A 24,296-nucleotide genomic window follows, 5' to 3' on the forward strand; every position below is an offset into this window, starting at 1 on the left:
AGTCAGCGTAGTGAACCGGGTTCTTCCTGCAAGGCCCGACGCGCATACGCGCGAACGTCGGCATCGTTGTCCTTGAGCGCGAACCCCAACGCATCGCGGGCCGCGACATCGGATCCGGCCCAGCGAGTCAGCCCCAGCACGGCGGCTTTGCGCACGTCAAGATGCGGGTCCTCCAGTGCCACAGTCAGCAATGGCACAGCCGCGTCGGCTGGCCCGCCGACCAGGGCACGGGCCGCGCCAACCCGAACCTGCCACGCCGACTCGCGCAATGCCGGTGACACCACGGCGAGGTCCTGAGGCCCGCAGCCGATCTCGCCGAGCGCGGCCAGCGCCGCGGCTCGCACCAGTGGGTCCGGATCTCCGATCAGGACTCGCACCGTATCGGCACCGGCCCGCAACGTCGACAAGGCATTGGCCGCGGCGACGCGCACTTCCCGATTGCCGTCGGCTGCGGCGATTGCCACCGTCGCTGCGTCGTCGACTGAGACCAGTGCGCGCACTGCTTCGATGCGCACCCGATGGTCGGAGTCGGCCAGTGCGGCCCGGTAGTCCGCCGAGTCTCCGACACGCCGGCTGGACAACAGGTACACCACGCAGGCCCGCACCACCGGATCCGGCGAGTTCAACTGTGTACCGGCCAACTCCGGATCCCCGACCACTTCGACCAGCTCACGCGCACCGTCGGCAGCGGTCCGGCGTACCGAGGAGTCAGAATCGGCGAGCGCGCCGAACAGCGCGGCGGCATAGCCGTCCGGAGTGTGCTCGCTCAACGCGGCGACCGCGGTACGGCGCACCGCCGGATCGGGATCACCGAGGTATCCGGCCAAATCAGCCAACGTCGGCTCCTCCAGCGCGACGACCGCCGCGATCCGGGGTGACGGCGGGTGCACCGCGGCCGGAGCCGCAACCCGCGACCTCGCGGTCGCCGGAGCCGAACCGCCCAGCAGCGGGGGCTGCGGCACCGCATGCACGGACTGGTCGGTCGGCGGCAACCCGTCCAGTTCCGGCACGGCCACGAAGTAGGGGGCGACCGGTCGCTTGAGGAATTCCATTGCACCGTCGGCACGTTTGCGCACGTTGAGGTGGTAGCCCCACTGCGCGTCGTCACGACCGGGCAGGTCGGCGCGGTCGTGGTACAGACCCCAGCGGGATTCGGTACGAGTCAACGATGACCGGGCGGCCAACTCCGCGCAATCACGAATGAACGACACCTCGACGGCGCGCATCAGCTCGTGCGGGCTGCGGGCGCCCATCTCGGCGATCTCACCGCGCATCCGCTCAAAGGTCTGCACCGCCAGCGACAGTTTGGCAGCCGACTTCGGCGGCGCCACATAGTCGTTGACGAACCGGCGCAGCTTGTACTCCACCTGCGGCTGCGGAGGACCGTCAGGATGGCGCAACGGGCGATAGATCAGCTCGTGAGCCTCGGCGAGCTGGTCGGCCGGCAGCTCCGCCGGCGCCGTGACCTCATTCAGCGTTGCTGCCGCATCCGCGCCGGCGAGGTCGCCGAACACGAAGGCGCCGATCATGTAGTTGTGCGGCACACAGGCCAGGTCGCCGGCGGCGTACAGGCCGGCAACCGTGGTGCGGGCATTCTCGTCGACCCACACTCCCGAGGCGGAATGCCCCGAGCACAAACCGATCTCGGAAATGTGCATCTCGATGTCGTGAGTGCGGTAGTCGTGACCGCGGTTAGCGTGAAAGGTTCCCCGGGTGGGCCGCTCGGTGGTGTGCAGGATGTTCTCCAGCGCCGAGAGCGTCTCGTCGGGCAGGTGCGACACCTTGAGATAGATCGGCCCGCGCGCGGAGTCGATCTCCGACTTGACCTCGGCCATCATCTGACCGGACCAGTAGTCGGAGTCGACGAATCGCTCCCCCAGCGAATTCACCTGATAACCGCCGAACGGGTTGGCCACATACGCGCAGGCTGGTCCGTTGTAATCCTTGATCAGCGGGTTCACCTGGAAGCACTCGATGCCGGACAGCTCGGCGCCGGCATGGTAGGCCATCGAGTAGCCGTCGCCGGCGTTAGTCGGGTTCTCGTAGGTGCCATACAGGTAGCCCGACGCGGGCAGCCCGAGGCGACCGCACGGCCCGGTGGCCAGGATTACCGCCTTGGCGCCGACGGCCACGAATTCGCCGGTGCGGGTGTGCAATGCGGCGGCCCCCACCGCCCGGCCGTCGCGAGTGAGCACCCGCACCGGCATCAGCCGATTCTCGATGCGGATCTTCTCCCGCATCGAGCGTTGCCGCAGCACCCGGTAGAGCGCCTTCTTGACGTCCTTGCCCTCGGGCATCGGCAGCACGTAGGAGCCGGAACGGTGCACCCGACGTACCGCGTACTCACCATGTTCGTCCTTCTCGAACTTCACCCCATAGCGTTCCAGCCGCTGAACCATCGCGAAGCCGCGGGTGGCGGTCTGATAGATGTTGCGCTGGTTGACGATTCCGTCGTTGGCGCGGGTGATCTCGGCGACGTAGTCCTCGGGCTCGGCCTTGCCGGGGATCACGGCGTTGTTGACGCCGTCCATGCCCATCGCCAGCGCCCCGGAGTGGCGCACGTGGGCCTTTTCCAGCAGCAGCACCTGCGCGCCGTGCTCGGCGGCGGTGAGCGCGGCCATAGTGCCGGCGGTGCCCGCCGATCACCAGCACGTCGCAGTCCAGCCGCTGCGGTGTGGCGGCATCCGGGATCTGCAGGGGCGCCAACGTCATGAGTGCTCCAATGCGGTGAGGATGGCGGCGCGCAGTCCGGGTTCGGCTCGGCCACTGCGTGGTTCAGGGACGTCGACCAGGGCCCGCAGTGGCTCTCCGGCACGCCCGAGCACCGCGACCCGGTCACCGAGTGCCAGTGCCTCGTCGACGTCGTGGGTGACGAACACGATCGTGGTCGGGTGGGATCGCCAGGTGTCGATCAGCAGCGCCTGCATGGCGGCGCGGGTGGCGCTGTCCAGCGCCCCGAACGGTTCGTCCATCATCACCGCACGAGGTGCGCCGGCCAGGCCGCGGGCCAGCTGAACCCGTTGCCGCATCCCCCCGGAGAGGCTCTTCGGCAGATAGTCGCCGAAGCCGGTCAGCCCGAGCTCAGCGATCCACCGGTCGGCTTCGGCGCGCCGCCCGGTGCGCGGTACACCGCGCAGTCGCAGCGCCAGCTCGATGTTGGAGCGGACCGAACGCCACGGCAGCAGCGCGTTGTCCTGAAACACCACGCCGCGGTCCCGCGAGGTGGTCCTCACCTCGGCGCCGTCGGCCAGCACTTGCCCCTGATCAGGGAGCAGTAACCCGGCCAGGGCGCGCAGCACTGTCGACTTGCCGCAGCCGGATGGGCCGGTCAACACCAGGATCTCGCCGGGACGCACCGCCAGGCTCAGCTCGTCGATAACCGGAGAGTCGGTGTAGGACAGCCGGACCCGGTCCAGTGTCAAACTCATGCCGACCGTCATCGCCCGTTCTCCGCACTGCGCGGCAGCCAGCGGGTCAGCCGCCGCCCGACCGTCTCCACCGCAGCCGAGGTGGCGAACCCCAGTACGCCGATGGTGATGATGCCGACGAACACGTCCGGGTAGGCCAGCACGGTGTAGGCCTGCCAGGTGCGATAGCCGATGCCGAGGCGCCCGGAGATCATCTCCGCGGAGATCACGCATATCCACGACACACCCATGCCGACCGATAGGCCGCCGAAGACCCCGGGAAGGATGCCCGGAATCACCACCTGGCTCAACACATCCCAGCGTCCGCCGCCCAGGGTGCGGACCGAGTCCTCCCACAGTGTGGGCAGTGCGCGCACCGCGTGCCGGGTGCTGACCAGGATCGGGAAAAAGGCGGCCAGGAACGTGATGAACACGATGCCCTGTTCGCTGGCCGGAAAGAGCAGGATCGCGACCGGAACCAGCGCGATGGCCGGGATGGGCCGGATCAGTTCGGTGAGCGGGCCTACGACGTCGGCGGCCACCCGCGATCTGCCCAGCAGGATTCCGGTGGCGACCCCGACCGTCGCGGCCAGACCGAAGCCGGTGAGGATCCGGATCAGTGACTGGGCCAGATCCAGCCAGTAAGCCTCGGTGCCCAACCGGCGCACCAACGTGGTGAAGACCTCATCGACGGTCGGCAGGGTGTCGAACCGCAGCCACCACCGCACGTCGGCGACGGTCAGCGCCTGCCACAGCCCTAGTGCGGCCGCTACCGAGGCCAGCCGCAGCAGCCAGGACCACCTTAGGGTCCGGGCCCGGCGCGGTATGGCGCCGACCGGAGCAGACGCCGCCGGGGCGCCGGCGAGGACCGCCGTCACGCCGCACCCGCCAGGGCCTGCCGGTAGTCCAGCACGACGCCACCCGGATGCGCGGCGACATAGCGCTGCGCCCCGGCGGTCGTGTCGAAGGGTAGGTAGTGCGTACCGTCACGGACCCACACCGATTTGTCGGCGAACCACCGAGTCCCCAGTTCGGCGTCATTGACATAGGCGGCCCGCAGGTGATCGCCGCGGGCGGTCGCGGCCCGCACGGCATCCAACAGCGCGTCGGAATCCGGCACCATAACGGTGGTTTCGGATCCGTCCAGCCAGATCTCGCCGCCGACCGTGGTGGGTTTGTCGATCTGATCGACCGCCTTGTCGTAGTCCAGCTTTCGCGCATCGAACGCGGCGCGCAGCGGCTTGTCGTCGACGAATTCGTCCACGTCGAAGTCGTCCAGCTCGGCGAAGTCGCCGATCGACTTGAGGTAGGGCACGTCGTTGTTCAAGGCGGCGACCAGCTGCGGTTTGAGAGTCGCATCGAACGAGGTGCCGCCCGGCCCGTTATAGAGGTAGACGACCTCTTGCGGCAGCCCGCTGCCCTCGGCGACGATACGGGCCGCCTCCAACGGTTTATGTTTGAGGAAGTCGGTGGCGTCCAGCTGGGCTTGCAGGAATGCGTCGAGCACTTCCGGGTGGGCGTGCGCATAGCGTCGGCGCACCACCACCCCGTGCAGGGTCGGGTAATTGAGTTCGGCGCCGTCATAGAGCAGCCGTGCCCGATCCTGATACACCAACAATCCGGGCCAGGCCACGAACTGCGACAGGCCTTGGACCTGACCGGATTCCAGCGCTGAGGCGCCCACCTGAGGCTGCTGGTTGAGTACCTCGACGCCCGCTCCGGCGCTGGCCAGTGCGCGCAGCAGGGTGCCGTGGCCGGCCGAGCCCACGCTGGCCGACACCTTAGTGCCGGCCAGGTCGGCCAGCGTGTCTGCGTGGGAGTCGGGCGACACCACCACCATGTTCAGGGCGCCGGCGGGGTGGTAACCGGTTACCGAAACGAGCGCCGTGCGGGCCTGCTCGTTGGCCCGGGTTCGGACGCCGTTGACCAGCATGGGGTAATCCCCCATCGAGCCGATGTCGATCTTCTCGGCGAGCATCTGCGCGGTGATCGGCGCCCCGGTGTCGTAGTCCTGCCAGTCGACTCGGTAGCGAGTTCCGGTCCGGTTGGTGATGTCGGCGAGCCGGTGCTCCAAGTAGCCGCGGGCCCGCAGCAGTGTGCCGGCGGTCGCGGTGTTGATGGTCTTGGACTGATAACCCACCACCACGTCGACGGAATTACCCGCGCTCGTGGAATCCAGCGAGCATCCGGCCAGGACGAGAACGCCGGTGGTCAGCAGAATGAGGGATCTCTTCATGAAACACCTTGATGGTCAATGTATTCAGCGAATGAGATAGGGCATGTTGACGGTGACGGCGCCGGTCGGACAGCGCGCCGCACACGGTCCGCAGTACCAGCACTCGTCGACGTGCATGAAGGCCTTGCCGTTCTCCGGGTTGATCGCCAGGGAATCCAGCGGGCATATGTCCACGCACAGCGTGCAGCCGGAGATGCACAGCGATTCATCGATCGTCACGGGGACATCGGTACGGCCGTTGACCAGCGTCATAGATAGCTCCTTGTCAGGGTGCCGCGCATGGTGACGCGGTCACCGCGCATCCGGATGTATTCGAGATCGACGGGCCGGCCGTCCTCCAAGCTGGTGAGCCGTTCCAACATCAGCAGGGCCGCGCCGCCGGGAAGTTGCAGGATGGCCGCGGTGTGCGGGTCGGCCGGAATCGCCTCCAGAGCCAAGGCCGCATCGCCCAAGCGCTGGCCGCTGATCTGCTCGATCAGCGGGAACACGTCGGTGGACTCCAAAGGATGGGCCAACACGGCAGCGCCAATATCGGGCGCAAGATAGGTCTGGTCCAGGCTCAGCGGCACATCACCGAGGTAGCGCAGTCGTTCGATGAAGACCACCTGGGTACCGGCGCCGAGTCCGAGCCGGCGGGCGACCGACGGTGGGGCGCTTACCGTCGTGGCCACCCGCACCTCGTTGCGCACCTCTTGCGCGTCGAAGGTCTCCTGCAGGCCGCGCAGTGAGTCCAGTCCGTGATCGTATTTGTGCTGAGCCACATGGGTGCCGGTTCGCGGCCCGCGATGGATCAGTCCCTCGGCCTTCAGCGCGGCCAACGCCTCGCGAACGATATTGCGGGAGACGACGAACTCAGTGGCCAGTTCCGGTTCGCTGGGCAACCCGTCGTCGTAGGCGCCGGCATGGATCTGATGGCGCAGCACGTCGGCGACCTGCCGGGCCCGATCCGCACGGCGGATCGGCTGCGATGCGACGTGGGCTTCGGCCATGCAGACACGCTAAGGGCCGGTACCTCGGCGACCCCAGAGCTGCGAATTCCGCTGATCGGGCGGTGAAACGCATTGCGCCACCCACCCGCTGCTGGCTGCCAGCAGAAACCTCCCGGTGTGGGCGCATTGCGCCGCCGCAGTGCCCGTGGCCGGGGTAACAATCGCGGTGAGGCTAATCGGCGACGCCGGGTGCCTGCCCGTACCGGGCCAGCGCCTCCGGGGTGAACACCGCCAGCCCCAGCTCGGGGTTATAGCCGTGAATCTCCTTCACATCGAGTTCGGCCAGGAAGTACAGGATCTCTTTGGAGATCACCTGACCGGGCACCAAGACGGGAAAGCCCGGCGGGTACGGCACAACGAAGGTGCTCGAGACCAACATCTTGCCGTCGGCGACACGGCGACCGGCATCGCCGAGCAGCACGTGCTCGCGATCAGACTCCTCGTAACCGTCGTAGAAGGCCGCACGCATATCGCCGATGGGACTGTCGCCGCCCGGACGGAACTCGGGCGCGAACGCGCTGAAGTCCGGCAGCGGCGGCAGGTCTTCGGTGATCTCGGTGACGCGGCGCCGCAGCAGCGCCCGATCGTCGTTGCTGGCCGCGGTCCAGGCCCGGTCCAGCTCCCCCGCGACCCGGCGCAGCGCATCGAGCAGGTAGTGCACGCTGGACCAGGTGACGCCGATGGTGAAGATCAGCAGCACCGAATTGATCGATGTCTTGTTGATCTGAATTCCGAACCGCTGCATCAAGATGTTCTCGCGGAAGTCATAGCCGTTCATCCCGGTCTTGCCGACATACAGCGTGACCCGGGTCGGATCGAGCACGAACTCGTCGGATCGCCATGCTTCGTTCCATTCGGCAAGCGCCCCCTGGCGCACCTCGCGGTAGGAGCTGACCGCCGACTGGCGGAATCGGTCGGGGATCAGGTCGCTCTCGTCAAGAATGTGGAACCACTTACTGATCAAACGGTCCTTGCGGACCCGGTGGCGAAACACCAGCGCCATGTCGTAAACCCGGCGGACCATGTCGAAGCCCTCGATGTCCACCTGCCGGCGCGCCAGGTCCAAGGACGCCAAAAGCTGCTGATTGGGCGAGGTCGACGTGTGGGTCAAGAACGCCTCGGCGAATGATTCCCTGGCCAGCGCATTGAAGTCCTGGTCCCTGATGTGAATCATCGACGCCTGCCGCAACGCCGACAACGACTTGTGGGTCGAATGGGTCGAATACACCCGCACCCGCGCCGAGGGGTGCGGCAGCAGTCGATGCTCGCTCCACTGGTCGCGCTCGATCCCCTCCATGCCCTCGTGCCACGCCTGGTAGTCCTTGGCGTACTGGGCTGAGCCCAGCGTGGTCTCCAGCCCTTCGGCGGCGACCATCGCGGTGCGCTGCCGGGCCCACGGCACCGCGGTGGCGAACGCGTACCACGCCTCGTCCCACAGAAAGCAGATGTCCGGCTTGATCGCCAGGATCTCCTCCATGACCCGGCGCGGGTTGTAGACGACACCGTCAAACGTGCAGTTGGTCAGGAGCAACATGCGGACCCGGTGCAACTGGCCGGCGGCCTCCAAGTCGAGCAGCGCACGCTTGATGGTGCGCAGAGCCACCGCCCCGTAGATCGCGTACGGCGCCAGCGGGTAGGCGTCCAGGTACAGCGGATATGCCCCGGCCAACACCAGCCCGTAGTGGTGCGACTTGTGGCAGTTCCGGTCGATCAACACGATGTCACCGGGCCGGGTCAGGGCCTGAACGACGATCTTGTTGGCGGTCGAGGTTCCGTTGGTGACGAAGTAGGTGTGCTGGGCGTTCCAGGTCTTTGCGGCCTTGTTCATCGCCACGCGGATGGTGCCGTGCGGGTCCAGCAGTGAATCAAGGCCGCCGGAGGTGGATGACGTCTCGGCCATGAAGATGTTGCGTCCGTAGAACTCCCCCATGTCCTGCAGCGAACGCGAGTTGAAGATGCTGGCACCACGGGCCACCGGTAGCGCGTGAAACTGCCCCACCGGCTCGGCTGCATAGGCGCGCAGGGCATCGAAAAACGGTGTGGAGTAACGCTTTCGAATGCCAGCGAGCACCGTGCTGTGCAGGTCGGTGACGTCGTTGAGTCGATAGAAGCTTCGGTCGTAGACGTCCGGCTCATCGTCGGTGTCGGCGGCGATCGATTCGTCGGTGAGCAGGTACAGATCGATGTGCGGGCGCAGCAGCCGCATCCACTCACCACACTCGATGGCGTCGCGGCCGCAGCCGACAGAACCGGCCCCGTCGTCGGCGCCCAACAGCGTGGTCATCAACGGAACCCGGTCACGGGAGCGCAGCGGCAGGTCGTGTCGCACGATCGCGGCCTGGATCTCGCCATTGAGCGCGACGGCGGTGACCGCGTCTTCAACGCTGGACACCACCAGCAGCTCGATCTGCACTTCGTCATCGGGCCGGCGGAGCCGACGAAGGCTTTCCACCAGGCACTCGGGAACGTCCGGGGGCGAGTCGTCGGCCAGCAGCACCGTATAGAACTGCTGCTGGCGCGCCTGTGCCACCAGTTCCTGATCAGACAGCGGCAGGCCGAGATCGAACAGCGCGGCCCGATCCCCATAGTCGGACAGCAACCGCACCGCCAGCGAAACCCGCTCGGACAGGGACACCGTCGCCATCGAGTCCAAGTGTGCGCGGAACGCAGCCAGGTTTGCCGCGCCGGGAAACAGCCAGTACCGCTCGTACGCACCGAGGCGGTCCAGCAGGCGTCGCACCCGCGCAACGTGATGCGCGGTGTCCAGACCGGCCCGGTTGACCTCGGCCAGTTGCCGGCAGGCGTCATCGAGCAGGTTCCAGGTATCGACCCGCGAGTACGACGGGTTGGCCACCGCCGCCAACGCCGACACACGCAGTCTCCGATTCGGTGCGTCCCAGCCCTCACTCATAGGGCAAGTGTGCCCGTGCGGTGGCGGCGCGGGGCCGATTCAGTCCGCTGGGTCGGCGTCCGGCTCTTCCGCAGTGTCGGTGTCGGTGCCGGAATCGGTGTCGAGAGGCGCGGTGGCCCCCCTGACCGCCAGCGACGCGGCCCGCAACTGCGGTGTCACCAACATCACCTGTCCCAACACGCCGTTGATGAAGCTCGGCGACTCGTCGGTCGACAGCTCCTTGGCGAGCTTCACCGCCTCGTCCACGGCGACGGGCTCCGGAACGTCGACGGCATGCAGCAGCTCCCAGATCGCGACCCGCAGAATCGCACGGTCCACCGCCGGCAGCCGCTCCAGCTTCCAGCCCTGCAGGTGCGAGGTGATCAGGTCATCGATATGAGCGCTGTGGGCGGTGACACCGTTGGCCACCGTGATGGTGTACGGATGCAGCGCCGACACGTCGGGCTGCTCACGTGCCAGCGCGGTGCGCAGTTCCGCGCCCTGGGCCGGGGTCAGCCCCCGGGCCTCGGCCTCGAAGATCACGTCGACGGCACGCTTACGGGCCTGGTGCCGGCCTTTAACCGGCTTGCCAGCGGGCATGGTCAGGAGTTGACCCGTCCCAGGTAGCTGCCGTCGCGGGTGTCGACCTTCAGCTTGTCTCCGGTGTTGATGAACAGCGGCACGTTGATCTCGGCACCGGTCTCCATGGTGGCCGGTTTGGTGCCCGCGCTGGAGCGATCGCCCTGCAGACCAGGCTCGGTGTGGGCCACCAACAGCTCGACACTGACCGGCAGCTCCAGGTACAGCGGCACGCCGTTGTGGAAGGCGATCTGCACCAGCATGCTCTCCAGCAGGTAGTTCGCCGAGTCGCCGACCAGCGACTCGGGCAACGGGTGCTGCTCGTAGTCTTCGCTGTCCATGAACACGAAGTCGTTGCCGTCGCGGTACAGGTAAGTAGCGTCGCGGCGGTCCACGGTGGCGGTCTCGACCTTGACGCCCGCGTTGTAGGTCTTGTCCACGACCTTGCCCGACACCACGTTCTTGAGCTTGGTGCGCACGAAGGCCGGTCCCTTGCCGGGCTTGACGTGCTGGAATTCGGTGATCTGCCACAACTGGCCGTCGATCACCAGCACCAGCCCGTTTTTGAAATCAGCGGTTGAAGCCACGGTCGTTCACGTCTCCTAGAGAATGGTCAGTTCCTTGGGGAACCGAGTCAGCAGGTCCGGGGCCTGCCCGGCGGTATCAGCGACCACGAGCGTGTCCTCGATACGGACCCCGCCACGATCAGCAAGATAGACGCCGGGCTCTACGGTCACCACAGCACCGGCAAGCAGTGTACCGTCGGCCGTCGCATTGATTCCGGGCGCTTCATGAATTCGCAGGCCCACCCCGTGACCGAGGCCATGACTGAAGGTCTCGCCGTAGCCCGCCTCGGCGATCACCATGCGCGCAGCGGCATCGACCTCACGCAGGAGCGCTCCCGGTCGCAGCGCCTCTCGACCGGCTCGCTGCGCGGCTTCGACCACCTCGTAGATCTCCCGCTGCCACTGCGCCGGCGGTCCCAACACAAACGTCCGGGTCATATCGGAGTGGTAACCCGCGACCAGGGCGCCGAAGTCGATCTTGACGAAGTCGCCGGCGGCCAGGACGGCATCGGTGGGCCGGTGGTGCGGAATCGCCGAGTTGGGGCCCGCGGCCACGATCGTCTCGAACGACGCCGCGTCCGCACCGTGATCCAGCATCAGGGCCTCGAGCTCCCGGCGGACCTCACGCTCAGAGCGACCCGGCCGCAGGCCGCCGCGCTCCACGAGCTCCACCAGAGCGGCATCGGCCGCTTCGCAGGCCAACCGCAACAGGGCCACTTCCCCGGCGTCCTTGACCTCCCGCAATGCCTCCACCGTGTTTGAGGCCCGGACCAGCTCGGCACGACTGTCCGTGCCGGCGACCGCGTGGTCCGCCGAGATAGCCGCCGTGAGGGCGTCGAAGCCGTCCACGGTCAGCACGTGGGCCTCGAAACCCACGCGGCGAGCCCCGGCCGCCACGGCCTGCGCCAGCAGATGGCGCGCACCGGCACGCTCGATCGCGACCTGCACATCAGGCGCCTGCCGAGCGGCTTGGGTGCGGTAGCGGCCATCGGTGGCCAGTACCGGGGGTTGTTCGTCCGCAAAGACCAGCAGCGCGCCGGCCGAACCGGTGAATCCCGACAGGTAACGCACGTTGATCAAGTCGGTGACCAGCATCGCGTCCAGTCCAGCGGCGCGGATCTCGGCACTCAGACGCGCCCGACGGGAGGAATGTGTCACGCGGTGTGACGGTACTCGCTACGCTGTGGCCCCATGAGCAAGTGGTTTCTGCGCGGGCTGGTCTTCGCTGCACTGATGGTCGTGATCCGCCTCATCCAGGGGGTGTTGATCAACGCCTTCGAGGCGCAGGCCGGTCTGATCAGCCTGGTGTTGATGATCTTGTTCGCAATCGGCGTGTACATCTGGGGCCGCTCCGACGGCCGCGAGGACGCCAAGGCCCACGCCGACCCGGACCGCCGCGACGACCTCGCCATGACCTGGCTGGGTGCCGGACTGGCGGCCGGCCTGCTCAGCGGATTCGTCGCGTGGCTCATCGGCCAGTTCTACAAGGCGCTCTACGTCAGCTCGTTCTTCAATGAGCTGACCAGCTTCGCGGCCTTCACCGCACTGCTGGTGTTCGTGGTGGCGGTGGCGGCGGTGGCACTGGGCCGCCGCGCCGTCGACAAGGAGTACGAGAAGCACCCGGAACGCCGTCCCGTGGCGGACGCGGCCGCGCAGAGCCAGCCCGAGACCGACGTGTTCGCCACGGTCGGAGCGCCCGCAGTGGTCGCCGAAGAGACCGGCGCCGTGCAGACCGAAGCGGTGGCCGCTCCCGCCGCTGACGCGACACTGGGCGGCCCCTCGGCCGGTTTCACCACCGAAGAGTTCCCGGCCGATGCCGATGTCACCACGGAGTTCCCCGTGATCGACGACGCCGGCGAGGCCGAGACTCAGTCCGACGACTCGGCCAAGTAGCGCAGCGCGAGCAGGTAGCCGCGCACCCCGAGTCCGACGATCACCCCGTTGGACACCGGGCTCAGGTAGGAGTGCCGGCGAAACTCCTCGCGGGCATGCACATTGGAGATGTGCACCTCGATGAGCGGTGCCGGCAGCTCGGCGCAGGCGTCGCGCAACGCCACCGAGGTGTGAGTCAGACCGCCCGCGTTGAGGATCACCGGCTCAGCGGCGTCGGCGGCAGCGTGAATCCACTCCAGCAGTTCGGCTTCGCTGTCGCTCTGGCGCACCAGGACGTCGACCCCGAGTTCGGCGGCCTCCCGCGCGATCAGCGCCTCGAGATCCGCGTAACTGGTGCTGCCGTAGACGGCAGGTTCGCGGCGCCCCAAACGCTGCAGGTTGGGGCCGTTGATGACGTTGATCCGGTTCATCGACGCTCCAATCGGAATCGCCGCCCGACCTCGTCGTAGGCGGCCGCCAGCAGCATCGGGTCGGGGCCTTCCAAACGGCCGGGTTTGGCCAGTCCGTCGAGCACCACGAACCGCAGGACGCCGGCCCTATTCTTCTTGTCACCCATCATGTATTCCAGCAGGGCCGGCAGCGCGTCCTCGTAGTAACTGACCGGAAGTCCCAGCGACAGCAGGATCGAGCGATGCCGATCCGCGGTCGCGTCATCGAGACGTCCGGTGATGCGCGCCAGCTCCGCGGCGAACACCAACCCGACCGAAACCGCGTCGCCATGGCGCCACTGGTAGTGCTCCAGCGCCTCGATCGCGTGGGCCAGGGTATGCCCGTAGTTGAGGATTTCGCGCAGGTCCGACTCTTTCTCGTCGGCGGCCACGACTTCGGCTTTGACGGTGATGGCGCGCCTGATCAGCTCGCCGAGCACCTCCCCCGCCGGGTCCATCGCCGCTACCGGGTCGGCCTCGATCAGGTCCAGAATCACCGGGTCGGCGATGAAGCCGGCCTTGACGATCTCCGGCATGCCCGCAACGATCTCGCGCTGCGGCAGGGTCGCCAGCGTGGCCAGGTCGACGATGACGCCGGCCGGCTGATGGAACGCTCCGACCAGGTTCTTTCCTGCGTCGGTGTTGATGCCGGTCTTGCCGCCGACCGCGGCGTCCACCATCGCCAGCAACGTGGTGGGCACGTGCACGATAGAGATGCCGCGCAACCAGGTCGCCGCGGCAAAGCCTGCGACGTCGGTGGCTGCACCGCCGCCCAGACTCACCAGTGCGTCCCGCCGGTCCAGGCCAATGCGGCCAAGCACGTCCCAGATGAACCCGAGCACCTGCAGGGACTTACCGTCCTCGGCGTCGGGAATCTCGATGCGGTGCGCCTCGATCCCGTTGTCCGCCAGATACGTTCGAATCCCCTCGGCGGTCGCCTCCAGCGTCGGCTGGTGCAGGATCGCGACCTTGTTGCGTCCCGCGAGGAGACCTGCCAGATCACCGAGCAGGCCGGTGCCGATCACCACCGGGTACGGCGGTTCGGTGGCCACCGTCACGGTGATCGGCTCGGGTATCTCGGTCACTTGCGTCCTCCGGTCTGTCGTGCGGCCAAGGTGGCGGGTGTGGGCGGTGCGGCGGGTGTGGGCGCCACAGGTTGCTGCGGCTCAGCGGCGGATTCCGCGGTCTCCAGCCGAGACACGATATAGCGGACGACCGCGCCGGGATTGCGTCGGTTGGTGTTGACCCGGATCGTGGCCACGCGACGGTACAGCGGCACCCGCTGTGACATCAGCTCACGGAACTTCTCGGCTCGGCCGGGACCGGCCAGAAGGGGCCGGGCGTTGCTGCCACTGGTGCGTCGAACACCTTCGGCCGCAGTGATTTCCAGGAATACCACGGTGTGACCGGCCAGCGCGTCACGCACCCCGGGGGTGGTGACGGCTCCGCCACCGAGCGACAGCACCCCGGAGTGCTCGGCAAGTGCCTCCCGAATGACCTCTTCCTCGATGCGACGGAATTCCGGCTCGCCCTCGGTCGCGAAGATGTCGGCGATGGTGCGGCCAGTGCGGGCCTCGATGGCCGCATCGGTGTCGAGCATCTCCACGTCGAGGGCCTTGGCCAAACGTCGCCCGATGGTGGACTTGCCCGCCCCGGGCAACCCCACCAGAACCGCCTTGGGCGTCACCGCCGCCGCCGAGGGGCAACGCAGAGATGAGGAGAAGGCGGCGTACGCACAGCGCCTACCCCGATGCCCGATCCTGGTCGCCCGCCGGCACGCGGTCGTCCACCGAACGGCGGTAGGCCTCGATGTTGCGGCGGGTTTCGGCCAGCGAGTCGCCGCCGAACTTCGCCAACGCGGCCCGAGCCACGACCAGTGCCACCATGGCCTCGGCCACCACACCGGCGGCCGGTACCGCACACACGTCCGAGCGCTGGTGAATCGCGACGGCTTCCCCACCGGTTGCCATGTCGACGGTGGCCAAGGCCCGCGGCACGGTGGAGATCGGTTTCATCGCCGCGCGCACCCGCAACGGCAGGCCGTTGGTCATGCCACCCTCAAGGCCGCCGGCCCGGTTGGTGGAACGCACCACCCCGTCGGGCCCCGGGTACATCTCGTCGTGGGCTAAGCTGCCGCGCCGCCGGGCCGTGGTGAAGCCGTCGCCGATCTCGACGCCCTTGATCGCCTGGATGCCCATGATCGCGGCAGCCAATTGGCTGTCGAGTCTGTCATCACCGCTGATGAAGGAACCCAGCCCGATCGGCAGGCCGGAAACCACCACCTCAACCACCCCGCCCAAGGTGTCACCGTCGGCCTTGGCGGCCTCGATCTCGGCGATCATGGATTCCTCGGCGCGCGCGTCGAAGGCGCGCACCGGGCTGGCGTCGATCGTGGCCAGGTCGGCCGGGGATGGCACCGGACCGTCGTAGGGTTCGGAGGCACCTATGGAGATCACGTGGGAGATCACCTGGACGCCCAGCGCCTGGTCCAGAAACGCCCGGGCGACCGTGCCTGCGGTTACCCGCGCCGCCGTTTCCCGTGCGCTGGCACGTTCGAGCACCGGGCGGGCGTCGTCGAACCCGTACTTGAGCATGCCGGCGAAGTCGGCATGGCCGGGCCGCGGCCGGGTGAGCGGGGCATTGCGTGCTCCACCCTCGCTGTCCAGCAGAGCTGGGTCCACCGGATCGGTGGACATCACCGTTTCCCATTTGGGCCATTCGGTGTTGCCGATCTCCACCGCGATCGGGCCACCGAGGGTGACGCCATGACGCACACCTGACAGCACGGTGACCGCGTCGGCCTCAAACTTCATTCGGGCCCCGCGACCGTAGCCCAGGCGCCGACGGGCCAGCTGGGCGGCAATGTCGGCCGAGGTGACGGTCACTCCCGCGACCATGCCCTCGACCATGGCGACCAGCGCGCGACCATGTGATTCCCCGGCGGTTATCCAACGCAACACGTGACCCATCTTCCCATGCCGGTCAGGCCCGTCCGGGCCTGGAGGAGGTTAAGGTCGCGCGCAGCGGACGCTCAGTGCAGCGACGACCGGAATTCGGTTCGCCCGGCCACCCCGCGACGAGGTACAGCCGGTTCAGGAACCGTTTTTGAGGATCAGGTAGGTGACGGCGTCGGGCCCGTTAGCCGGCGAAGTGACCGCGTTGAGCTGACTGCCGGCGTGACCGACCACACCATCGAGGATCTGATCAAAATCCTCAGCGGCACTTTGCGGATCGATCAGGACCAAGGGAGCCTCCCCGGGACCGGCGGCGGCGCTGGGATCCAGCAGGTAGCCGCCGAACGCGTCCGCGTTGGCCGATGAGGTCTGCGCGAAGAGGTCCAGCCACTGTACGGTGGCGTCGTTCCCTTCGGCGCTGGACAACTGAATGGCCGGAACCTGAACGTCAGGCAGAGACGGCGAAGCCATGGTGCTGGCCAGCAGAGTCCCGCCGACGACAACGGCAGCCGCGGCGGTGGCACCGATCACGGATCGCTTCACGGTCACCCCCTTTGGCTAGACACCGGTCAGCAGTTCATTACTCTCGATATTACCTGATAATGGCCTGAGCGGCAAACGTTTCCTGGCAAGATCACATCCGACGTTAATTTGCTGTATCTCAGCTCATTGTCGGCCACCGGCTGATCCCTTGGCTGGTCAGCTCATCGCCAGGGCCACCGCAATCGCGCTGGACAGACACATCGCGGGCCCGTGCGGCACTCGGGTCCCACGGCCACCCCGCACGACGGCGAGCCCCCACAACCCGGTCAGCAGGGGCGCCGCCACGGCGGCCAGCACCCACACGTCCGCGCCGAACGCCCCGGTCAGCGCGCCAAGAGCTCCGGCCAACTTGACGTCACCGGCACCCATTCCCGCCGGTGCGATCAGGTGCACCAGCAGGTAGACCCCGGCCAGGACCGCAGCACCCGTCAATGCGGCGGGTCCCCGGCCCGCCGCGCCCGCCACGACCGGCACCATCACGGCGGCCGGCAGCGTCAACCAGTTCGGCAGCCGGTGCTGGCGGATGTCGTAGCAACTGAGCAGCGTCAGCCAGGCCAGCACCAAGCCCGCGGCCGCCTCGTCCACGCCGTCATGTTCAGGCCGGGTCGGCGAGGGCGCAAGTCATCTCCGCGCGGGGCGCAGGCCGACCGGTGAACAGTTCCACCTGCGTGAACGCCTGGTTCAACAGCATCTGCAGCCCACTGACCACCGTGCCGCCCGCGGCGCTCACCGCAGCGGCCAGCGGGGTCGGCCACGGGTCATAGATCGCGTCCAACACCACCGGAACTCCCGCCAAGGCACCTAGGTAACGGGCGGCAACGTCGGCCGGCAGGGTGTTGACCAGAACCGATGCGACCTGTGCCGCCTCGCCGAGTGCGGGATCGTCGAGCGCGCAGAAGCGGGCCTGCACACCGACATCGGTGGCCAACTCGACCACCCTGGCGGCATTGTCGGCATTGCGGGCGGCCACCGTGATGTGACCGACCCCCAGCTCAGCCAGACCAACCACCGCGGCCGGCGCGGTACCGCCCGAACCGAGCACGATGGCCGCCCCCGACACCGGCGCCGCCGAACGCAGCGCTCCACTGACGCCGTCGACGTCGGTGTTGTCGGCCAGCCAACCGTTCGCGGTACGGACGAGGGTGTTCGCCGAACCGATGCGTTCGGCGCGCCGGGTTCGCTCGTCGGCGAAGGCCAAGGCCGCGAACTTGCCCGGCATGGTGACCGATACACCGACCCATTCCGGCCCAAACCCGCCGACCAGCGCCGGCAGCTCCTCAGCACCGCACTCAATGCGCTCGTAGGTCCAGTCGTGCAGGCCTAACGCGCGGTAGGCGGCCAGGTGCAGCTGCGGAGATCGGGAGTGAGCAATCGGCGAGCCCAGCACCGCGGCGCGGCGGGGCCCGAGATCAGCGGGAGCTGTCGAGGACACCGTTGTCCAGCGCCAACTCGATGTTGCTCAGGTGCTGCTGATAGTTATGGGTGAACAACGTGGTGCCGTCCTTGTCGATCGTCACGAAGTACAGCCAGTCGCCGGGTTCGGGATGCTCGGCGGCACGCAGCGCGTCCATCCCCGGTGAGCAGATCGGGGTGGCCGGCAGACCGTCGGAGGCGTAGGTGTTCCACGGCGTGACCTTGGCCCGATCGGCGTCGGTGGTGGCCACCTCCTGGCGGTCCAGCGGATAGTTGACCGTCGAGTCGAACTCCAGCCGCTGCGGCTCGCTGAGCCGATTGTCGATGACCCGTGCCACCTTGGCGAAGTCGTGCGGCAGGGCTTCACGTTGAACCAGCGACGCCACCACCAGCATTTCGTAGGGCGTCATGCCCACCTGCTCGGCGGTGGTGGGCAGGCCGGATCTGTCCAGTTCGGTGCTGCTCTGGTTGATCAGTTTCGCCAGCACCGTCGGCGCCGGTGCTGTCGGGTCGACGTTCCAGGTGCCCGCGATGATCAAGCCCTCGATGCGGCGATGGTCAGCGCCCAAGGTGGTGACCGGGCCCAGCGCCCATTCCGGTACGGACAGCGCCTGGGGCGACTCGGTCTCCGCCGCGCGGCGCAGGTCTTGGGCTTTCAGGCAGGTGCGCTCGCCGTTGAGGTCCAGACAGCTCGCCTCAGCGATCAGTGAGAACACCCCTGGGGTGACCCGCCCGGTCTTCATGTCGGCGGTGTCGTCGAGCTGACGCCCCTCCGGGATCACCAGCTTGCCCACCCGATTCTCCGGATCGACGAGCTGCTGCACTGCGGTGGCGGCCGGGATCTGTGCCCGCAGCCGGTAGAAGCCCGGCTGGATTGCGGCAATGTCGGCATTGCCTTGGGCCGCGGACAGAAAAGTCCCGACGTTGGCGATCACGCCGGCCTCAAGCATCGTTTCGGCAATCGCGGTGGTGAAGTCTCCCTCGTTCACCTCGATCAAGACCTGCTGGCCACCGTCACCGGTGAAGTCGAGCCCCGGGCCGCCGGCATGCCAGTACCTGGAGCCCAGGAAGACCGCTGCGATCGCGGCCAGCGCGACCAGCGCGACGCCAAGGCCGCGCGCCATCCGGCGGTTTCGGTGGTGCTGGCGCTGCCGCCGGCTCTCCCGAGCCCGCTGTGTCCGGCTCATCCGGCGCCGCGGCGGCCCCACCGCAGTGGGTCGCGCCTTCCGCCCGTCGGTGTCATAGGCCGTCCCGCGTTGTTCGTCAGACACCGTTGTCCTCCGTCGGCACCGCCGGGGCCGGTGCGATCAGGGCCCGGCGCTGGTCGAGCCAGCTCTGCAGGATCGTCACCGCGGCGGCCTGGTCGATCACCGAACGTTGACGTTTGGACCGCACCCCTGCCGCGTGCAGGTCCCGTGCCGCGCTCACGGTGCTCAGGCGCTCGTCGGCCAACCGCACCGGGGCTCGTCGGCCACGCTTGGCCAGCATTCGAACAAGGTCGTCGGCCATCGCAGTGGCATCCTCTGCGGCCGATCCAGCCCGATCGGCCAGTGTCCGGGGCAATCCCACAACCACTTCGACGACGTCATATTCGTCGGCCAGATCAGCCAGCCGCCGCAGGTGCGAACCGGATGGGTGCCGCCGCACCGTCTCCACCGGAGTCGCCAACAGGCCATCAGGGTCGCTGCAGGACACCCCGATACGCACACTGCCCACATCCACCCCGAGTCGACGCCCTCGGCCGGGATCGTCCGGCCCGCCTGGACGGTCCGGGGTGCGATGGTGGGCCGGGGTCACGCCGGAGCGCTCCGGGCGACCGCCGCGCGGACCGCCGCCAGCGCGGCGTCGATTCCGGAGGAGTCCTTACCGGAGCCCTGCGCCAGGTCCGCCTTGCCGCCGCCGCGACCGGCCACCGCCGCCGCCAGCTCCTTGACCAGCTCGTCCGCGCGTAGACCGAGGTCCTGCGCGGCGGCGTTGGTGGCGACCACGTAGGGAACGCTGTCCTGTCCGTCGGCGATCAGCGCCACCACCGCGGGCTCTTCGCCGAACTTGCCGCGGATGTCGCCGACCAGTGAGCGCAGGTCGCCACCGTCGATACCGCCGGACATTCGCTGCGCCACCAGGCGCACGTTACCGATGTGTTCGGCGCCGGCAGCAGCATTCGCCGCAGCTGCTCGCGCTGTCGCCAGCCGGGCCCGGTCCAGTTCCTTCTCCGCAGCCCGCAGCCGCTCGACCAAGGTGGCCACCCGAGCCGGCACTTCCTCCGAGGGCACCTTGAGCGAAGAGGCCAGACCGGCCATGAGCGCCCGCTCCTTGGCCAGATGACGGAACGAGTCCAACCCGACGTAGGCCTCAACGCGGCGGATCCCCGAACCGACCGACGATTCACCCAGGATGGTGACCGGGCCGATCTGCGCGGAGTTGTGGACGTGCGTACCACCGCACAGCTCCATCGAGAAGGGGCCGCCGATCTCGACGACCCGTACCCGATCGGGGTACTTCTCGCCGAACATCGCCATGGCACCCATGGAACGAGCCTTCTCCAGATCCTCGATGTAGGTGTGGACCTCGAAGTCGGCCTGTACCGCCTCGTTGGTGACCTCTTCGACCTGCTGGCGCTGCTCCTCGGTGAGCGCGCCCTGCCAGTTGAAGTCGAATCGCAGATAACCTGGCCGGTTCAACGAACCCGCTTGAACGGCGCCCGGCCCCAATACTTGCCGCAGTGCGGCGTGCACCATGTGGGTACCTGAGTGGCCTTGCGTGGCACCCCTGCGCCAGGCCTGGTCGACGGCAGCGGTGACGGTGTCGCCCTCGACGAACTCCCCGGACTCCACAGTCACCCGGTGCACAAACAGCGTCTGGGCGATCTTCTGCACGTCGGTGACCGCGGCCCGTGCCGTTCCGGCACTGATCGTCCCGGCGTCGGCGATCTGCCCACCGGCTTCGGCGTAGAGCGGCGTGCGGTCCAAGACCAGCTCGATGTTGTCGGCGGCAACGTCCTCGTGGGACACCACCGGCACCCGCCGCCCGTCGACGAAGATGCCCAGGATGCGTGCATCGGTGGTGAGCTCGTCGAACCCGGTGAACTCGGTGGGTCCAGAGTCGATCAGCTCCCGATAGGCGCTCAGGTCGGCGTGTGCGTGTTTGCGGGCGGCGGCGTCGGCCTTGGCGCGTTGGCGTTGTTCGGCCATCAGGGCACGGAAGCCGGACTCGTCGACCTGCAACCCGGCCTCGGAGGCCATTTCCAGGGTGAGCTCGATCGGGAATCCGTAGGTGTCATGCAAGGTGAACGCGTCACTGCCCGAGAGCACGGTGACACCGGCCGAACGGGTGGCCGCCGCAGCGTCCTCGAAAAGTTTGGATCCCGATGCCAGGGTGCGGTTGAACGCGGTCTCCTCGGCGACCGCGATCCTGGCGATCCGGTCGAAGTCGGTGACCAGCTCGGGGTACGACGGGCCCATCGTGTCGCGCACGCATCCGATCAGGTCAGCGACGATCGGGCCCTCGACTCCCAGCAGCTTGGCCGACCGGATCACCCGGCGCAGCAACCGGCGCAGCACGTAGCCGCGGCCGTCGTTGCCCGGGCTCACGCCATCACCGATCAGGATGGCCGCGGTACGCGAGTGGTCGGCGATGATCCGATAGCGGACATCGTCGGCGGAGTTGCCGGTGTCGTAGCCACGCGGAGCGCGGGTGGCGACCAGGTCGATGACCGGGCGGACGAGGTCGGTCTCGTAAACGTTGTTGACGCCTTGGAGCAGGAACGCGACCCGCTCCACTCCCATCCCGGTGTCGATGTTCTGGCGCGGCAGCGGGCCGAGAATCTCGAAGTCCTCCTTGGAGGTTCCCTCGCCCCGCTCGTTCTGCATGAACACGAGGTTCCAGATCTCGATATAGCGGTCCTCGTTGGCCACCGGGCCGCCGTCGACACCGAACTCGGGCCCACGGTCGTAGTAGATCTCCGAAGACGGGCCGCACGGCCCGGGGATGCCCATCGACCAGTAGTTGTCTGCCATGCCGCGACGCTGGATCCGCTCCAGCGGCAATCCCGCGATGTCCTGCCACAGCGCGATGGCTTCGTCGTCGTCGAGGTAGACGGTGGCCCACAGGCGCTGCGGGTCCAGCCCGTAACCACCGTCGGAGACGCTGTTGGTCAGCAAAGTCCAGGCCAGCTCGATCGCTCCGCGCTTGAAATAGTCGCCGAACGAGAAGTTGCCTGCCATCTGAAAGAAGGTGTTGTGCCGGGTGGTGATGCCCACCTCATCGATGTCCGGGGTGCGGATGCACTTCTGGACACTGGTGGCGGTGGCATAGGGCGGGGTGCGCTGGCCCAGGAAGAACGGCACGAACTGCACCATGCCGGCGTTGATGAACAACAAGTTGGGGTCATCAAGGATCACCGACGCGCTCGGCACCTCGGTGTGGCCCGCTTTCACGAAGTGATCGAGGAAGCGTTTCCTGATCTCGTGTGTCTGCACTATCTATCGATTCCCGCCGTCTCGCCCGTTTAGACGGCACTACAGTACCGGGCTGCCGATCGTGTTCTCGGCAGGCAAGGATCCTCAGGTTGCGCCGGCGCCCACAAAGGTCAGTCGGACACTGCGCCGAGGGTTGTCGCGGTTCAGGTCCACCAGGACAACCGACTGCCAGATGCCCAGCAACGGCTCACCGTCTGCGACGGGCACCGTGATCGATGGCGCGACGATGGCCGGCAGCACATGATCGGCCCCGTGCCCCGGCGAGCCGTGCGCATGCCGGTACCGGTCGTCGCGCGGCAGCAGCCGCTCCAGGGTGTCGACCAGATCAGCATCCGAGCCGGCACCGGTCTCGATGATCGCCACCCCGGCGGTCGCATGAGGCACGAAGACGTTGCACAGTCCATCGCCGTGTCCGGCACAGAACGAACGCAGCGGCTCGGTGAGGTCGACGGTGCGACGGCGTGCGGTGTCAACGTCGAGCACTTCGGTGTTCATGACACCAGGGTAGGTGCCGCAACTCCCCTCGACCGGCGTGGCGATTCCGACCGTGTCAACGCAGGTCAGCCGCGACGGCGGATGATCGCCCGCAGCCGCGCCAACCGGCCACCGATTTCGCGTTCAGCCCCCCGGCCGGTGGGCTGATAATAGTCCACCCCGACCAGTTCGTCGGGTGGATATTGTTGCGGCACAACGCCGTCGGGATGATCATGAGCGTAGCGATAACCCACGGCGTTGCCCAGGGCTTGCGCGCCCGCGTAATGCCCATCCCGCAGGTGTGCCGGCACTGCGCCGGACTTACCAGCCCGAATGTCGGCCATCGCGGCGCCCAGGGCGGTAGTCACCGCATTCGACTTCGGGGCGGTCGCCAGGTGCACGGTGGCATGCGCCAGGGTCAGTTGCGCTTCAGGCATACCGATCAACGCCACGGTCTGCGCTGCGGCGACCGCGGTCTGCAGGGCGGTCGGATCACCCATCCCGATGTCTTCGCTGGCCAGGATCATCAGCCGGCGGGCGATGAACCGCGGGTCCTCCCCCGCGACCAGCATCCGGGCCAAATAGTGCAGTGCGGCGTCGACGTCGGACCCACGCACCGACTTGATGAACGCGCTGATGACGTCGTAATGCTGGTCGCCGTCGCGGTCATAGCGGACCGCGGCCTGGTCAAGCGAGCCCTCGACGACCTCGATGGTCACCGGGTCCCCGGTTGCCGCCACCGTCTCTGCGGCCACCTCCAGCGCGGTCAAGGCACGGCGGGCATCACCGGCGGCCAGCCGGACCAGCAGATCCACCGCATCCGGCACCACGCGTACCTGCCCACCCAGACCGCGCTCGTCCTCGACGGCGCGTCGCACCACTGCCGCGATGTCGTCGGGTTCCAGGGGCCGCAGCTGCAGAATCAGCGACCGGCTCAACAGCGGCGCGACCACGGAAAACGACGGGTTCTCCGTGGTAGCTGCCACCAGCAGCACCACCCGGTTCTCCACCGCGGCCAGCAGCGCGTCCTGCTGGGTCTTGGAGAACCGGTGCACCTCGTCGATGAACAACACCGTCTGCTCGCCGTAGGCGGCCGCACGCCGCGCCGTGTCGATCACGGCGCGCACTTCCTTGACGCCGGCACTCAGCGCTGACAGTGCTTCGAAGCGCCGGCCGGTGGCACCGGAGATCAGCGAGGCCAATGTGGTTTTTCCGGTTCCCGGCGGGCCGTAGAGGATCACCGAGGCCGCGCCGGAACCGTCGACCAGGCGACGCAGCGGAGACCCCGCCCCCAACAGGTGATCCTGACCGACCACCTCGTCGAGGCTCGCCGGGCGCATCCGTACCGCCAGCGGGGTGGATGCGCCGGCACCGGGCGACGGCGGCGGGGCACCGGTCAGGTCGAACAGGCCGTCGGACACGGTTTCAGGCATACCACGCACGGCC

General features: G+C 67.8%; 22 protein-coding genes and 1 pseudogene. 1 reads left to right on the plus strand and 22 read right to left on the minus strand.

What is annotated here, in order from left to right; all coding sequences use genetic code 11:
* Window positions 1–2: 2 nt before the first annotated feature.
* The 10 genes and pseudogenes from BST15_RS03750 to BST15_RS03795 all read right to left on the minus strand — a co-directional run bounded on the left by BST15_RS03750 (window position 3) and on the right by BST15_RS03795 (window position 11,825).
* Window positions 3–2,712, minus strand: a pseudogene (locus BST15_RS03750) (fumarate reductase/succinate dehydrogenase flavoprotein subunit).
* Entirely contained in the window at window positions 2,709–3,440 is a 732-nt protein-coding gene (locus tag BST15_RS03755; protein WP_046188012.1) for an ABC transporter ATP-binding protein, read from the minus strand. Before BST15_RS03755 ends, BST15_RS03750 begins: the two are co-directional and overlap by 4 nt.
* Window positions 3,437–4,285, minus strand: a complete 849-nt coding sequence (locus tag BST15_RS03760) for an ABC transporter permease (protein ID WP_046188011.1) — start codon at window positions 4,283–4,285, stop codon at window positions 3,437–3,439. The genes BST15_RS03755 and BST15_RS03760 overlap by 4 nt, the downstream gene beginning before the upstream one ends.
* Window positions 4,282–5,643 carry an ABC transporter substrate-binding protein gene (locus BST15_RS03765; RefSeq protein WP_046188010.1) on the minus strand — a complete coding sequence of 454 codons (1,362 nt, stop codon included), beginning with the start codon at window positions 5,641–5,643 and terminating at the stop codon, window positions 4,282–4,284. Before BST15_RS03765 ends, BST15_RS03760 begins: the two co-directional genes overlap by 4 nt.
* A 24-nt stretch (window positions 5,644–5,667) precedes the next feature.
* The gene (locus BST15_RS03770) at window positions 5,668–5,895 is read right to left on the minus strand and encodes a 4Fe-4S dicluster domain-containing protein (RefSeq protein ID WP_046188009.1); all 228 of its coding nucleotides are present in this window, start codon (window positions 5,893–5,895) and stop codon (window positions 5,668–5,670) included.
* Window positions 5,892–6,632: a GntR family transcriptional regulator gene (locus tag BST15_RS03775; RefSeq protein WP_046188008.1), complete on the minus strand. Its 741-nt coding sequence runs from the start codon at window positions 6,630–6,632 to the stop codon at window positions 5,892–5,894. The genes BST15_RS03770 and BST15_RS03775 overlap by 4 nt, the downstream gene beginning before the upstream one ends.
* Window positions 6,633–6,804: 172 nt before the next feature.
* Window positions 6,805–9,543: an aminotransferase class I/II-fold pyridoxal phosphate-dependent enzyme gene (locus BST15_RS03780; protein WP_046188007.1), complete on the minus strand. Its 2,739-nt coding sequence runs from the start codon at window positions 9,541–9,543 to the stop codon at window positions 6,805–6,807.
* Between the two features lie 39 nt (window positions 9,544–9,582).
* The gene (nusB, locus tag BST15_RS03785; RefSeq protein ID WP_046188006.1) at window positions 9,583–10,122 is read right to left on the minus strand and encodes a transcription antitermination factor NusB; all 540 of its coding nucleotides are present in this window, start codon (window positions 10,120–10,122) and stop codon (window positions 9,583–9,585) included.
* A gap of 2 nt (window positions 10,123–10,124) precedes the next feature.
* Window positions 10,125–10,688 (minus strand): elongation factor P, encoded by a 564-nt coding sequence (gene efp, locus BST15_RS03790; protein WP_046188005.1) that lies wholly within the window; start codon window positions 10,686–10,688, stop codon window positions 10,125–10,127.
* Between the two features lie 15 nt (window positions 10,689–10,703).
* Window positions 10,704–11,825: a M24 family metallopeptidase gene (locus tag BST15_RS03795; protein ID WP_046188004.1), complete on the minus strand. Its 1,122-nt coding sequence runs from the start codon at window positions 11,823–11,825 to the stop codon at window positions 10,704–10,706.
* 33 nt (window positions 11,826–11,858) lie between these two features.
* On the opposite strand from BST15_RS03795, the gene BST15_RS03800 reads away from it, so the two are divergent.
* The gene (locus BST15_RS03800; protein ID WP_198528280.1) at window positions 11,859–12,560 is read left to right on the plus strand and encodes a B-4DMT family transporter; all 702 of its coding nucleotides are present in this window, start codon (window positions 11,859–11,861) and stop codon (window positions 12,558–12,560) included.
* Here the strand turns inward: BST15_RS03800 and aroQ are convergent.
* The 12 genes from aroQ to BST15_RS03860 all read right to left on the minus strand — a co-directional run bounded on the left by aroQ (window position 12,536) and on the right by BST15_RS03860 (window position 24,283).
* Entirely contained in the window at window positions 12,536–12,970 is a 435-nt protein-coding gene (gene aroQ, locus BST15_RS03805; RefSeq protein WP_046188003.1) for a type II 3-dehydroquinate dehydratase, read from the minus strand. The genes BST15_RS03800 and aroQ overlap by 25 nt on opposite strands.
* Window positions 12,967–14,064: a 3-dehydroquinate synthase gene (gene aroB / locus BST15_RS03810; protein WP_046188068.1), complete on the minus strand. Its 1,098-nt coding sequence runs from the start codon at window positions 14,062–14,064 to the stop codon at window positions 12,967–12,969. The genes aroQ and aroB overlap by 4 nt, the downstream gene beginning before the upstream one ends.
* A 5-nt stretch (window positions 14,065–14,069) precedes the next feature.
* A complete protein-coding gene (locus tag BST15_RS03815) occupies window positions 14,070–14,675 on the minus strand; it encodes a shikimate kinase (protein ID WP_046188002.1) in 606 nt (201 codons plus the stop codon).
* A 55-nt stretch (window positions 14,676–14,730) separates the two neighbouring features.
* Window positions 14,731–15,957, minus strand: a complete 1,227-nt coding sequence (gene aroC, locus BST15_RS03820) for a chorismate synthase (protein WP_083070813.1) — start codon at window positions 15,955–15,957, stop codon at window positions 14,731–14,733.
* A 123-nt stretch (window positions 15,958–16,080) separates the two neighbouring features.
* The gene (locus tag BST15_RS03825) at window positions 16,081–16,485 is read right to left on the minus strand and encodes a hypothetical protein (protein WP_234708197.1); all 405 of its coding nucleotides are present in this window, start codon (window positions 16,483–16,485) and stop codon (window positions 16,081–16,083) included.
* Between the two features lie 156 nt (window positions 16,486–16,641).
* Window positions 16,642–17,070: a prepilin peptidase gene (locus tag BST15_RS03830; RefSeq protein ID WP_046188001.1), complete on the minus strand. Its 429-nt coding sequence runs from the start codon at window positions 17,068–17,070 to the stop codon at window positions 16,642–16,644.
* Window positions 17,071–17,080: 10 nt separating this feature from the next.
* Entirely contained in the window at window positions 17,081–17,917 is an 837-nt protein-coding gene (locus BST15_RS03835) for a shikimate dehydrogenase (protein WP_046188000.1), read from the minus strand.
* Entirely contained in the window at window positions 17,895–19,169 is a 1,275-nt protein-coding gene (locus BST15_RS03840) for an endolytic transglycosylase MltG (protein WP_046187999.1), read from the minus strand. Before BST15_RS03840 ends, BST15_RS03835 begins: the two co-directional genes overlap by 23 nt.
* Entirely contained in the window at window positions 19,162–19,695 is a 534-nt protein-coding gene (gene ruvX / locus BST15_RS03845) for a Holliday junction resolvase RuvX (RefSeq protein WP_046187998.1), read from the minus strand. The genes BST15_RS03840 and ruvX overlap by 8 nt, the downstream gene beginning before the upstream one ends.
* Window positions 19,692–22,376, minus strand: a complete 2,685-nt coding sequence (gene alaS, locus BST15_RS03850) for an alanine--tRNA ligase (RefSeq protein WP_046187997.1) — start codon at window positions 22,374–22,376, stop codon at window positions 19,692–19,694. Before alaS ends, ruvX begins: the two co-directional genes overlap by 4 nt.
* An 84-nt stretch (window positions 22,377–22,460) precedes the next feature.
* Complete coding sequence (locus tag BST15_RS03855) at window positions 22,461–22,871, minus strand: YjbQ family protein (protein WP_046187996.1); 411 nt, start codon at window positions 22,869–22,871, stop codon at window positions 22,461–22,463.
* A 65-nt stretch (window positions 22,872–22,936) separates the two neighbouring features.
* Window positions 22,937–24,283, minus strand: coding sequence for a replication-associated recombination protein A (locus tag BST15_RS03860; RefSeq protein ID WP_198528279.1), 1,347 nt, complete (start codon window positions 24,281–24,283; stop codon window positions 22,937–22,939).
* Between the last annotated feature and the right edge of the window lie 13 nt (window positions 24,284–24,296).

It is taken from the genome of Mycolicibacter arupensis, from assembly GCF_002086515.1.
Taxonomy (GTDB): Bacteria; Actinomycetota; Actinomycetes; order Mycobacteriales; family Mycobacteriaceae; genus Mycobacterium; species Mycobacterium arupense.